Annotated in this window: 8 protein-coding genes and 5 tRNA genes; 8 read left to right on the plus strand and 5 right to left on the minus strand. The window is 40.8% G+C overall.

The genetic code is table 11. The annotated features are described in order from the left end of the window. Positions 1-135: 135 nt before the first annotated feature. From CVT14_RS00695 to CVT14_RS00725, 7 genes are all read left to right on the plus strand, one after another. Positions 136-630: a type II secretion system protein gene (locus CVT14_RS00695; RefSeq protein WP_413784370.1), complete on the plus strand. Its 495-nt coding sequence runs from the start codon at positions 136-138 to the stop codon at positions 628-630. Between the two features lie 130 nt (positions 631-760). Further along, positions 761-1,243, plus strand: a complete 483-nt coding sequence (locus tag CVT14_RS00700) for a type II secretion system protein (RefSeq protein WP_107849447.1) — start codon at positions 761-763, stop codon at positions 1,241-1,243. A 166-nt stretch (positions 1,244-1,409) separates the two neighbouring features. Continuing rightward, positions 1,410-1,487: transfer RNA gene (locus CVT14_RS00705), tRNA-Pro, on the plus strand. Between the two features lie 9 nt (positions 1,488-1,496). Then, a tRNA-His gene (locus CVT14_RS00710) sits at positions 1,497-1,573 on the plus strand. 6 nt (positions 1,574-1,579) lie between these two features. Next, positions 1,580-1,656, plus strand: a tRNA-Arg gene (locus CVT14_RS00715). A 15-nt stretch (positions 1,657-1,671) separates the two neighbouring features. Then, positions 1,672-1,748: transfer RNA gene (locus CVT14_RS00720), tRNA-Arg, on the plus strand. Between the two features lie 14 nt (positions 1,749-1,762). After that, a tRNA-Leu gene (locus tag CVT14_RS00725) sits at positions 1,763-1,847 on the plus strand. Between the two features lie 1,700 nt (positions 1,848-3,547). Here CVT14_RS00725 and CVT14_RS00730 read toward each other — a convergent pair. From CVT14_RS00730 to CVT14_RS00750, 5 genes are all read right to left on the minus strand, one after another. After that, positions 3,548-5,989: a molybdopterin-dependent oxidoreductase gene (locus CVT14_RS00730; protein WP_103607230.1), complete on the minus strand. Its 2,442-nt coding sequence runs from the start codon at positions 5,987-5,989 to the stop codon at positions 3,548-3,550. A 20-nt stretch (positions 5,990-6,009) separates the two neighbouring features. Next, positions 6,010-6,579 (minus strand): hypothetical protein, encoded by a 570-nt coding sequence (locus CVT14_RS00735; protein ID WP_107849448.1) that lies wholly within the window; start codon positions 6,577-6,579, stop codon positions 6,010-6,012. A 166-nt stretch (positions 6,580-6,745) separates the two neighbouring features. Further along, on the minus strand, positions 6,746-8,347 hold the full coding sequence (locus tag CVT14_RS00740) for a flagellar hook-basal body complex protein (protein WP_107849449.1): 1,602 nt from the start codon (positions 8,345-8,347) through the stop codon (positions 6,746-6,748). A 5-nt stretch (positions 8,348-8,352) separates the two neighbouring features. Then, positions 8,353-9,060: a flagellar basal body rod modification protein gene (locus tag CVT14_RS00745; RefSeq protein WP_103601812.1), complete on the minus strand. Its 708-nt coding sequence runs from the start codon at positions 9,058-9,060 to the stop codon at positions 8,353-8,355. 8 nt (positions 9,061-9,068) lie between these two features. Then, positions 9,069-10,469, minus strand: coding sequence for a flagellar hook-length control protein FliK (locus tag CVT14_RS00750; protein WP_107849450.1), 1,401 nt, complete (start codon positions 10,467-10,469; stop codon positions 9,069-9,071). A 161-nt stretch (positions 10,470-10,630) separates the two neighbouring features. Between CVT14_RS00750 and typA the strand changes: the two genes are divergently transcribed. Continuing rightward, complete coding sequence (gene typA / locus CVT14_RS00755) at positions 10,631-12,433, plus strand: translational GTPase TypA (RefSeq protein WP_004317297.1); 1,803 nt, start codon at positions 10,631-10,633, stop codon at positions 12,431-12,433. Positions 12,434-12,977 lie beyond the last annotated feature (544 nt).

Below are 12,977 nucleotides of genomic sequence, written 5' to 3' on the forward strand. Positions count from 1 at the left end.
GAATTCTTTTTTATAACTACCAAATCGGCTAATTTGTAAAAAATTTAGCTTTTATTTGCCTTTTGAAAAAAATGTTGTATAATCCGCGAAAAATTACACAAATTTCAAGGAGGAACCATGAAAAAAGGTTTTACAATGATCGAGTTGATCTTCGTGATCGTGATTTTAGGCATATTAGCCGCAGTCGCTATACCAAGACTAGCTGCAACAAGGGATGATGCAGAGATAGCTAAAGCCGCTACAAACATATCAACTTTACTAAGTGATATCGGTGCATATTATACTTCGCAAGGTAAATTTGCTGATGATATCAGCACAATGACAAACGTACCATTAGAAGTTGATGGAGCTAATAAAAAAATTGGTCAGATGACAGTTGCTAGTAAAAAATGTATAAAATTTACTTTAGCTGGGCCTGTAACAGACGCTGGTGATACCAAAGGAAAACCTGCTGTTATAAAAGTCGAGAATGGAACGGATAGTACCGCTGGTCTTTGCCCTAAGGTACTAAGCAGTAGTGCTGTTACAAAAATAAAAACTAGTAAATTTAAATTTGTAAATGCTTCTGGCGTTGAGAAAGAAAGTGCGGAAGGTGAGTATCCAGTTAGCGGTCTTAGCGTAGCTTTCTAATTTTTCAAACTCAAACTTCTTGGCAAGGAAGTTCCTTGCCATCTCTCTTTAAATTTCACTTAAAAATTTATTTTTCATTTATAAAAAATCTAGCTATAATCTCCCAACTTCAAATTTCAAGGATGAAGTGGTGAAAAAAGCTTTTACAATGATCGAGCCAATTTTTGTAATAGTCATCATAGGTATATTAGCTGTAGTTGTTATCTCCAAGATAAGTGCCACAAGAGACGACGCGAAACTGACAAAAGTCATGTCAGAGATAACGGTCGCCATACAAGATATAAATACCTACTACATATCAGAAGGCAAGCTAGCCATTGATACCAAAAACAACAGAGTTGATTTTAGAGCGATGACAAATGCTGGAGTTATAGACACTTCCGGCAACCTTGGCTTTTTTGTTAATGATGATGAATGCTTTTTTATATCAAGTTTTTTAAATGCTGGCCATGATGATGAAAACTACCTAGAGGTAAATATTGGTGAAAATGGCTTATGCAAAAGGCTTTGGGAAACTCCAGAATTTAAACAGCTTGGACAAACTATGCTAAGATCAGCTGGAGGAACATCACCAGATTTTATCAGTTTTGGCGCAACTCGCGTTATTTTTTAACTATATAAATTTACTAAAACTTCAAAAGTCTGAAATTTACACTTAATTCTTGAAATTTTATAAAAATAAAGTCCAAAACTAATTTTTTCTTGACAACAATAACATTTTTAGATACAATGCGACTTTTTAATGAGGTAGTGGCATAAACTTACAAACACGACTCAGGCGGGGTGTAGCGCAGTCTGGTTAGCGCATCTGGTTTGGGACCAGAGGGCCGAAGGTTCGAATCCTTTCACCCCGACCATGTTAAATGGTGAGTGTAGCTCAGTCGGTTAGAGCATCAGATTGTGGTCCTGAGGGTCGTGGGTTCGATTCCCATCACTCACCCCATTTTGGGCGCTCGTAGCTCAATTGGATAGAGCGACAGACTTCGGATCTGTAGGTTATGGGTTCGACTCCTATCGGGCGCGCCACTTAAAAGACTTTATGCGCTCATAGCTCAGCTGGATAGAGCAACGGCCTTCTAAGCCGTAGGCCTCAGGTTCGAATCCTGATGGGCGTACCACTTATTATTGTTGTGCGGATGTGGTGAAATTGGCAGACACGCCAGACTTAGGATCTGGTGCCCCACGGCGTGGAGGTTCAAGTCCTCTCATCCGCACCATCTTTTTAAATTCCGTTTCAAACTTACAAAAACTCGATTTTCATTTAAATTTATCAAATTTACTTATTTAAAATTTAGTAGAAATTTTCATTTATCAAATGACCTGCATTAAATTTATAAAATTTATATATCAAATTCTTAAATTTACACTTTTGGTAATAAAAATTTAGAAGCGAGTGTAGTAACGTTGCTGGCTGTCGCTTTTAGTAACGCTTAAAGACGCGCGCTGTTTGGCTTGATGAGCATTTTGAACCATTTTTGACGAATTTTATAACATACTTTTGACTTAAACAAGATCGATTGGTTGCAGACGAAGCACTATTACTAAATTTGAGTGCAAATTTTAAAAATCTAGGGGTCAAATTTAGTCATTTTGGGCGTAAATTTAAAAACGTTAAGGCTGTGATGCATTAGATAAGCATATTCTTGTGCGATTTGTGGCAATTAGTCGTAAAGTCTAAAAACATAAAAATTTAGGGCTAAATCTAGTTTTTGGGTTTAAATTTAAAAATTTTGACGCTACGATTTCAAATAATAAAATAAGCCAAATTTGAAAGGCGGGCGGTAAATTATCGGGTAAAGACGGCTTTTGTAGGTTGTATGAAGGCAATGTCTATCAAATGTAGCGTAAAATTGGTTGCGTTTGATATAGCTTGCCAAATTTAACTACAAAACCAAATGAGATAAAAATTTATGGCTAAATTTGTTTGTTGTGGCTTAAATTTTAGAAGCTGTGATGTTTAAAAAGAGAGTAAATTTACAATGAAAGCGCTAAATTTGAGCTACCAGAATTATGGTTTATGTTCTGGCAATGTCCTAATGGCTCGTGATAATGGTGGATAGTTGCATTTGATACGCGCTTACTGAATTTGACTATAAATAGAAATTTACGTCTAAATTTAACCATTTCGGGAGCTAAATTTAAAAAGATAAAACAGGGTAAATTTACAAAAAGAAGTAATAAATTTGAACTACTAGAAAATGCTGATATTATGTGCGGGGGCATTGCTTGTGGCTATCGACAACGCAGTTGGTTATAGTTGATGTATTCTCATCAAAATTTTTTAATAACATAGAATTTACGACCAAATTTAACCATCTCTGGAGCCAAATTCTACTCATAAATTTATATCTTGAGCTAAATTTAAAGAGTAAAAACATGGTGGATTGTGAATTTGGGCTATTAAAAATAGTTATCTTTTGTTGGTTGCAGTGTTTTAAGAACTAGCGACAATGAAGCTAACTATGATTGCTCTTCTCTCATTAAATTTGACGAGAAAACTTAGCAGCACGAAAATTTACGACGAAATTTAGTCGCTTTGGACTTAAATCTAAAATTTACTAACAAATTTTTAGTCAAATTTACACTGACTACGAAATTTACTCTGCAATCATCTTGATCTAAAAGCACATCTAGGTAGCATTTTGCCTTTTTTAAGTATTGGAATTTGGCTGCTTCGTAGCCTTTGGTTAGGCGATAAAGTGTGCTTAAATTTTACGAAAATATAAATTTAATAGCGATCATTTTGATTTTATAGATAAATTCTAGCGCCAGTTGTTTTCAATAAGTGATATTTAACGCCTTAGGGCAGGTTGATTGACTAATTATGGATCAAATTTAAGCCACAAGATGATTTTGATTAAAAACAGCAAATGATCAAATTTAGCCCCCCCCCAAGCGAGGGCTAAATTTATAAACTCTACAAAGATTGTAAAATTTTTGGTTTAGAAAACGCAGTGATCGGTTTGATCTCGCCTTTATATTTTTCTAAATTTACAAGGATCGTGTGTCCGCAGTTGCTTTGAGCGATGCTAGATGTGCCTTTGTCACGAGTTAGGACATTTACGCAACCATGCTTGCAAAGGCTCTTTTCGCCTAGCACTTCAGGATCGTACCACGCACCCTCGCAGATGGCGATGACGTGCTCTGGGATGATGTCAGTGACAAGCGCGCCGACCAAAATTTCGCCCCTGTCGTTAAATACTCTCACCACGTCGCCAGTTGCGATGCCTTTTGCTTTGGCGTCATTTACGTTTATGAGCATTGGCTCTCTTGCGCATACTTCAGCGTAGTTTCTGATTATTGAGTTATTTAGCTGTGAGTGGAGGCGGTATCTTGAGTGCGGAGTCGTGACGCTAAATGGATACTTTTTGGCTTTTTCGCTGCCAAGCCACTCAAACGGCTCGATCCAAGCAACGTGCGGCGCAAAGTCTTTGTAGCCAAATTTGGCGATAGTTGGAGAGTAGAGCTCTATCTTGCCAGATGGCGTGCCTAGGCGGTTTTTGTGAGGATTTTCTCTAAAAGCGCTAAGCCTTGTGTAGTATCTGCTCGCTTCGTCATCTTGCTCAAATCTAACATATCCCTCTTTCCAAAACTCATCAAAGCTTGGCATCTTGACATTTATGCCCTTAGCTTGCTCGGCTGCGTCTGCGTAAAATTCTTTCGCCCAGCCAAGCTCATCTTTGCCCTCTGTAAAGACCTCTTCTCTGCCCCAGCGTTTGCAGATTTGTGAGCAGATCCAGTAGTCACTCCTGCTCTCGCCCATAGGCTCTACGACAGGCTTGTAAGCTACGATGTATTCGTTTGTAGGCACGCTTTGGTTGATGTCGTTTCTTTCTACTTCAAGGGCTACTGGCAAGACGATATCACTTAGTTTTGCTGTGCTTGTCCAAAATGGCTCAGCGGTTATTACAGTGTCAAATTTACGCCACGCTTTTACGGCGTTATTTACGTCTTGATGCCTTGTAAACATCGATCCAGACGCCATGTAAGCCACTCTCATGTGTGGTAGCTTGATCTTTGAGCCGTCATAGTCTATCTCTTTGCCAGGGTTTTGCAAAGCCTCGATCGATCTTGAAGATGGGATGGTGACGTTTTTAAATTTCTTCCAAGGAGCGCCATCTACGTTGTCGTATTTCTCGCTTATGCTAGTGCTGATGCCTTTTAGTGACGGAGCGATCTTGTCTGTAGCGCCATTTGAGTGGTAGAGGTTAAACTCGAAGCCAAGTCCCTCTTTGCCTATCTGACCTAGCATCGCGCTAAGTGTTACGATACCCCAAAAGCTCATCTCGCCGTGATCTTGTCTTTGAAGTGATCTGCCTGCGATGATGACGCTTGGCTCTTTTGCAAGTGCTGTTGCAAATTTTGCGATATCCTCAGCTTTTACGCCGCAAATTTTGCTAGCCCAGTTGATATCTTTGACTACCTTGTCGGTTGTGCCAAGCAGGTAGTCTTTAAATTTATTAAAGCCAACTGTGTATTTTTTGATAAATTCCTCGTCATAAAGCTTGTTTTCATATAGATAGTGGCACATGCCAAGCATCATTGCTACGTCGGTATTTGGACGAACGATGATAGCTTCAGAGTCAAGGTATCTTGTGGTGTCGTTTTTAAAGACGCAAACGCTATAAGTTTTTATGCCTGCCTCTTTTATCTTTTTGATGCCAAGATAGCCATCATGTGTTGGTGGCTGCCATGAAATTTGATCAGTTACAAGTGGGTCAGTGCCCCAAAATACAACATTTTTAGCGTTTTTAGCGATAGCCTCCCACTTTGTCGGAGCATCATAAACGGCGCTGTTGCCTAGGACGTGAAGCATGATAACAAGGCCAGCTCCAGTTGAATAATCGCCACTCTCTTCGACGTATCCGCCAAGCACTTTTAGCATCCTGTGACCAACAGTCCTGCCCCAGCTGATCTTACCGCTGCCGCCCCACCAGTAGCACTCACCGTAGATGCTCTCAGGGCCATATTTGTCGAAATTTTCTTTTAAGGCTTTTGCTGCTAGATCAAGTGCTGTCTCCCAGCTAACGCGCACAAATTCCTCTTTGCCACGAAGCTCGCTCTTTGCTGCGCCTTTTGCCTTTAGGTAGCTCTTTCTCACGTATGGATAGAGCACGCGGCTTTCGTTTTGGATGAGGTCTGGCAAGCTGTTGTTCATGGTATTTGGGAATTTATCACCCTCAAATGGATCAACAGAGACGATTTGGTTTGAGTTGGTATTTGCCCAAAATAGCCCAAATCTATTTGCGCCAAAGGTTTTGTTTTGGTCAAAAATGGTCTTAGTCACGCCCTCTATCTTGTTTGCTTGCGCTGCTGTGGCAGCAAGTGCAGAAAATTTTATAAAATCTCGTCTTTTCATATTTTCTCCCTTATGAAAATTTATTTTACTTTTTTGGCATTGTGTTGTAAGTATTTAAGCACTAAATTTAGGTCGGTTTCGTCAAGTGCGACAAATTTCGCGTCTACCATGCCTTGTAAATTTGCTGGCCACTGCGCCGCTGTAAAGCTGTTTGGTTCGTGCAGCCTGTGACAAGCAGAGCAGGTCTCTTCATAAATTTTCTTAGCCTTTGCGTAAAGCTCTTTTTGGTTGCCACCAAGTGCGTCATTTGGCACTTCATAAACGCCATCAGCTTGGTACCAAACCTCGCCGTAGTCATCTTCAAGATCTTTTACTTTTTTAAAATTTGCCTCGCTCTCGTTATCAAAAGCTACAAAAACTTCAGGATCTTCTACGCTTCTTTGAAGCTGAGCTAAGTAGTTTGCCGACACGACGCCACTAACCTTGATCTTGCTCGTTTTATCGCCTTTTTCTAAGACTTCAACTGGCGTTAAAATCTCGATCTTACCGATCATCTTGCCATCAAGTGTTATGTTCGCATCTTTTGCGATCACATCAGCACCAAAGGCAAGACTACATGCTAGCACTGGGGCTAAAAATAGCATTTTCATTTGACAATCCTTTAAAAAATAAATTAAATGAATTTTATAACCAGCACGCTTAAAATTATATTGCTATATTTAGAGAAAAGTGAGTATTTTAGGGGATTTGAAAGAGATAAAGTAAATTTAAAGTTATAAAAATAGGGCGATTACTCGCCCAAATTTACTTTAAGGATTATTTCTTCATCTGGATAGCAGTTTGTATCATCTCATCGCTTGTTGTGATGCTTTTTGCACTCGCTTCGTAGGCCTTTTGCGTGACGATCACCTCGCTTAGTGCTTGACCAAGATCGACGTTACTCATCTCAAGCTTGTTTGCTAAAATTTTCGCCCCATAAACGGTCTCGCCAGCTTTGTTTTTGTAAAAAAATGGCTCGCCAGAGTTGGCTGTGGCTTCATAGAGATTATCGCCAACCTTTGCCACGCCTTGGTCATTTATAAAGTGATAAAGCGCCACTTTTGCCACGGGGAATGCTCGAGTGTTGTCAAAATTTGCCATGATGTTGCCACGATCATCGACGCTATACTTTGAAAGTAGCCCCTCAGCGTAGCCATCTCTTTTTATGTTGAAATCTTTTCTAGCGTTTGCTGAGCTTGTCATGCCGTTATAAACGTCCGCATCGCCGTCGCCTTCGAAGTTTAAATTTACGCCGCCAACGCTTGTTAGTGTATTTGCCACAAGCCTGCCGCTGCCATTAAATGTAAGCGAGCCCATTGCGGTATTTTGCACGGCTCCGCTAGCGTCAGTTATCGTTGCCACCGCGTCCCAGATAGTCTGGTCGCCAGCTTGTGGGATCTGCTTGGTTAAATTTATAGTGACCAAGCTCTTTGTGCCGTCTGCGTTGTAGATATCAGAGGTTAGTTTTTCTTTGTTTGGCACTTCAACGAGCGAGGTGACTTCAGCATTTACCTCTAAATTTGCAAAATCCATAAATTTAAGGCTCTTGTCGTTTATCTGCCAAGTGCCATCACCCTCGAGCGTGGTTGAAAACTCGCTAAATTTACCATCGCCATCTTTTACTTTTACGACCACGCTGTCGCCAGCTTTTGCGCCAAGTGATGTGGTGCTTAGCGGGATCTGCCCGTTTAGTGAGATCGTCTTGTTTGTATTATCAAGCGTGTAGGCGTATTCGCTAGCATCAAGGGCTGTTGTTTTTTTATCTGTTATGCGGGTTGAGTTTAGATTGCCTTTTAGGCTGATGTTTGTAGTAGCCTCAGCTGGCATAAATAAAAAATGAGGCAGTGTTATGCCCTTTTGTGAGCCAGGATCGCCAAGACTTAGCTCCTCTTGCGAGACCGTGTAAGCTTGTGGGGCGCTTGAGGTTTGACCATATTTTTTAAGAGCGGTTGCGCTTGGCGTGGTCGGAGTGAAATTTGCAAGCGTGCCAAGGAGTAAATTTCCCCTAGTATCTACTAAATTTCCAGCCGCGTCTATGTCAAAAGTGCCTGTTCTTGTGTAGTAGTTTTTGCCTGTCTTATCAACAACGCCAAAGAAGCCATCTCCGCCTATAGCAAGGTCAAAGTTGTTATCAGTGCTTTGAAAGCTACCATTTGACATATCAAGTGCAGTCGTTTGTTTGGTAGCTCCAAGCCCCACTTGATCGCTAGTTGGGCCACTTCCTGCTGAGACTAGGTTTTGGTTTATTAAATTTTTAAACTCAGGGATTGAAGCTTTGAAGCCGACATTATTTATGTTTGAGATGTTATTTGACCAAACATCCATGCCAAAGCTTTGCGTCTTGATGCCGCTAACCCCGTTGTAAAAACCTCTCATCATGGCTTTTAGCCCTCGTAATATTCAGATACTTTATCCATTGAAACGTATTCGCCAGCTACCTTCATCATAGCCTTGCCATCTACAAATTTCACCGCCTCGACTGGGTAGTTGCCTACTTGCGTTTTATACTCTTTGCCATCTTTGCCAGTGTAAGTCGCTGAGATAGTATATGAGCCATTTGGCACTTGGTTGCCAGACGCGTCTTTGCCGTCCCAAGCTAGGTTATGAACGCCTGCATTTGTCTCGCTTAGATCGGTTGTCCTTACGACTTGACCATTTGCGTTTTTGACCTCGATTTTGCCATTTGCAAGATCTGTCTTAAAGTAAAGCGCAAATTTTGCATCTTTTTTCTCATCTGTTAGTGTGACTGCATTTGAGCCAGTTGAGACCATCTTGCCAAGGGCTGAGATAGCGTAGGCGTTTGCGTTTGATTTTAGCTGATTTACTAGCTCTTTCATCGCTTTGTTTGTATTTTCTTGCATCTCGACTGATGCTAGCTGGCTAGTTTGCGTTAGCATCTTTTCAGTATCCATAGGGCTTGTTGGGTCTTGGTGCTGAAGCTCGGTTAAAAGTAGCTTCATAAATGCATCTTTGTCAAGCTGTGAATTTGGGTTTGTGCCTGTGCCTTTTGCCGCGTCTATTCTAGAGTTAGCCTTTTTCTCGGCATTTTTTTGTTGCGTTGTTTGTGTAGTTATATCTGAAACTGAAGCCATAATCTCTCCTAAATATATCTTGGTATTACTAGCTCAAGCAAGCTTTGTTCCGCTTGAGCGTTTTCGCTCTCGTCGCTTTGATTTGAGCTATATTTGTTCTTTGCTTGTTCTCTTTTTTCTTGTCTTTGGTTTTGATCTGAGAAATTCATCTCAAGCTCGGTAAATCCCATATTTACAAGGCTGTTTTTAAACTCAGCTTGGTTTTGTAAAAAGAGGTTCATCGTAGCCGTTGTAGAGTTAAAATTTACATGCAAATTATTGCCGCGATTAACCATCGTGATCTCGACTTCGCCTAAATTTAGTGGGTTAAGTGTGATGTTAAAGCGAGTGATCGGTGCTTTGTAGTTTTGCACCTGCTCTTTTAGCGTAGAAGAGAAATTACTAAGCGTCTCCTTTATCTCCGCCTTTGTCTGAAGCTGGTGTTTAGCGCTATTTGCGATGTCTTTTACCATTTGATTTAGCTCTGATTTATTATCGCTGCTAAAGGTCTCCTCGCTTGGCTCAGTCTCGCTCATCTGCTCTCTTTCTGGAAAGAGTAGCGACTCAAGAGTTGGGGCTTTTTGCGCCTTTTGCTCGTGTAAATTTACCTTTACTTTTGGCTCTTTTGGCTGCTCCTCTGGCTCAACATCCACTAGCTCATCATCAAGCTTTACTTCACTATCATCTAGTTTTTTAGGCTCTTCTTTGACTAAATTTTTAACTTCATTTGTTGGATTTGCCACCACCTCTTTTAGCAAAGTATCAAGCTTTACGACCTCTTTTGGCTCGTTTTTGATGATAGTTTGCTCGACTTCGTTTTTTAGCTCTTTTAGGTAAAAAGGCTTGTCCTCAGTCTTTATCGGCGTGAAAAATTCCTGCTTGCCCAAATTTTTAAACATATCGTTTAGTTTTGGCACATCTTCGTTTGAAATTTCTATATTTTCAAGGCCAAGGTCAAATTTCTTAGCAAGGTCGATAAGATCGCCAACGCTTTTAACGTTGCTAAGCTCTTCGACGTTTTGGGGCACACTTAAGAAATTTGCTATTTTGTCGCTGAAATTTGGAAATTTGCTTACTTTTTCATTGCCATTTAGAATTTCTAAAACTTGCAAAAGCTGCATGAAATTTGCATTTTCATAGAGCTCATTTTTTGTATCTTCGTCCAAATTTTCTTCAAGTGCGGCTGAAATTTTTGCCACGCTTTCGTTTTGCGCCTTTTCTATCGTCTCTTTTTGGATATCAACAGTTTTTACTATCTCTTTGACATCCTTTTCGGTGATCTTTTGACCGCTATTTGCCTTGCTCGCAGCCGCATCCAAAACCATCGACAAAAACTCGCCGTTGTTTTGAGACTTCTTCGCAGCCGCAGGCTTTTTAGTAGCCGCTGGAGCTAGCAAATCTACGTTGTTTTTCGCTGTGTAAGCTTGCATTTAATCCCTTTAAATTTAAAAACTTAACGCTTACATGCAAAATCTATTCCAAAAATTAATTTCTTGATATCAGCTTAAAATTTATAAAAATTTGGCTATAATCTGCCCCTATTTTAAAACTGATAAAGCGAAAAATATCAAACTAATAAACGGAGAAAAATTTGGAAAAGATACGAAATATAGCCGTCATCGCGCACGTCGACCACGGTAAAACAACAATGGTTGATGAGCTTTTGAAGCAGTCAGGAACATTTAACGAGCATCAAAACCTTGGCGAGCGTGTAATGGATAGCAACGACATCGAAAGAGAGCGTGGCATCACGATCCTTTCTAAAAACACCGCCATTCGCTACAAAGATACAAAGATCAACATCATCGACACCCCGGGCCACGCTGACTTTGGTGGCGAGGTTGAGCGTGTTCTTAAGATGGTTGATGGCGTTTTACTACTTGTCGATGCGCAAGAAGGTGTTATGCCACAAACTAAATTCGTCGTCAAAAAGGCGCTATCTCTTGGACTTCGCCCAATCGTCGTCGTAAATAAGATAGACAAACCTGCAGGCGATCCAGACCGCGTTATAAATGAAATTTTTGACCTTTTTGTCGCACTTGACGCAAATGATGAGCAGCTAGAATTTCCAGTAGTTTATGCCGCTGCTAAAAATGGCTACGCAAAGCTAAAACTAAGCGATGAAAACAAAGATATGCAGCCACTTTTCGAGACTATCCTAGCTCACGTACCAGCTCCAAGTGGTAGCGACGAGAACCCACTTCAGCTTCAAGTTTTCACGCTTGATTATGACAACTACGTCGGCAAGATCGGCATTGCGAGGATTTTTAACGGCAAGATAGCTAAAAACCAAAATGTTATGCTTGCAAAGGCTGATGGCACGAAGACAACTGGTAGAATTTCAAAACTCATTGGCTTTATGGGACTTGACAGGATCGATATAAACGAGGCTGGCACTGGCGACATTGTAGCGATCGCTGGCTTTGACGCGCTTGACGTTGGCGATAGCGTCGTTGATCCAAACAACCCTCATCCGCTTGATCCTCTTCATATCGAAGAGCCAACACTTAGCGTTGTATTTTCTGTAAATGATGGCCCACTTGCAGGCACTGAGGGCAAACACGTCACATCAAATAAGATCGATGAGCGCCTTGCAAACGAGATGAAGACAAATATCGCGATGAAGTATGAAAACATCGGCGAGGGCAAATTTAAAGTAAGCGGTCGTGGTGAGCTTCAGATCACCATTTTGGCTGAAAATATGCGCCGCGAGGGCTATGAGTTTTTACTTGGCAGACCTGAGGTCATCGTAAAAGAGATAAACGGCGTAAAATGCGAGCCATACGAGCTTTTAGTGATCGACGCGCCTGATGATACGACAGGCACAGTCATAGAAAAACTTGGCAAAAGAAAAGCTGAAATGGTCTCTATGAACCCAACAGGCGACGGCCAAACAAGGATAGAATTTGAGATCCCAGCTCGCGGCCTTATCGGCTTTAGAAGCCAGTTTTTGACTGATACAAAAGGCGAGGGCGTTATGAACCACAGCTTTTTGGAGTTTAGGCCACTAAGCGGCACCGTCGAGCACAGAACAAACGGCGCACTAGTTTCTATGGAAAACGGCGTAACGCTTGCTTATTCGCTATTTAACTTGCAAGATCGTGGCGTGCTATTTCTTGATCCGCAGGCAAAAGTCTATGTGGGCATGATCATCGGCGAGCACAGCCGTCCAAACGACCTTGATGTAAATCCAATAAAAGGCAAAAACCTAACGAACGTGCGTGCAAGCGGTAGTGACGATGCGATCAAGCTAGTACCGCCTAGAAAGCTAAGCCTTGAGCGCGCGCTAGAGTGGATCGAGGATGACGAGCTAGTCGAGGTTACGCCTATAAATATCCGCGTTCGCAAGCGCTATTTAGACCCAACAGAGCGCAAAAGAAAAGCAAAACTATAATCAAAATTTGCTAGTAAATTCCCTTTGGTGCCAGCCAAAGGGGCTAGCAAGTAAAATTTAATCCAAAAACCAAATTTAATAATCAGCTTGTAAATTTATCTATTTATGCCAAGTGGAGTGGGCTAAATTTAGCCAAATTTAGGGCTTGGCTGCTTTAAATTTAGAAAGACTGTTTTTTTGGGTTCTGGCGCTTCAAATTTGTAAATTTATGCTTGATAAGTAAATTTGTCTGATCTGATGTAGTCACGAGAAATTTATAGAGTAGTTTGCGTTTTACAAAGACTATTTTTGCCCGTGAAAAAGCAACTAGCTGTGGTGACTGAATTTGCAAAACGGCTAAATTTAGGTTTTGAAGGCTGTTAAATTTGCTTATTTGACTATCTCTGCATCTAAATTTTGATAGTGGCTAAAATTTTAAATTTGTGGCTTGACTGATTTTTCTTGCGTAGTTGTAGTTGTGTTGCGTCGAATAGCTACTTTACCCGCACAAATGAGCTAAATTTAATGAAATTTAGTCCTTTCTTGCTCTAAATTTGTAAATTTA

The organism is Campylobacter concisus (genome assembly GCF_003048445.1).
GTDB classification, from domain to species: domain Bacteria; phylum Campylobacterota; class Campylobacteria; order Campylobacterales; family Campylobacteraceae; genus Campylobacter_A; species Campylobacter_A concisus_BF.

Excerpts from the sequence above, each read along its gene's own strand:
- CVT14_RS00695 (WP_413784370.1), top strand. The coding sequence starts at position 136 with ATGATCGAGTTGATCTTCGTGATCGTGATTTTAGGCATATTAGCCGCA.
- CVT14_RS00730 (WP_103607230.1), bottom strand. The coding sequence starts at position 5,989 with ATGAAAAGACGAGATTTTATAAAATTTTCTGCACTTGCTGCCACAGCA.
- CVT14_RS00735 (WP_107849448.1), bottom strand. The coding sequence starts at position 6,579 with ATGAAAATGCTATTTTTAGCCCCAGTGCTAGCATGTAGTCTTGCCTTT.
- CVT14_RS00740 (WP_107849449.1), bottom strand. The coding sequence starts at position 8,347 with ATGATGAGAGGTTTTTACAACGGGGTTAGCGGCATCAAGACGCAAAGC.
- CVT14_RS00745 (WP_103601812.1), bottom strand. The coding sequence starts at position 9,060 with ATGGCTTCAGTTTCAGATATAACTACACAAACAACGCAACAAAAAAAT.
- CVT14_RS00750 (WP_107849450.1), bottom strand. The coding sequence starts at position 10,469 with ATGCAAGCTTACACAGCGAAAAACAACGTAGATTTGCTAGCTCCAGCG.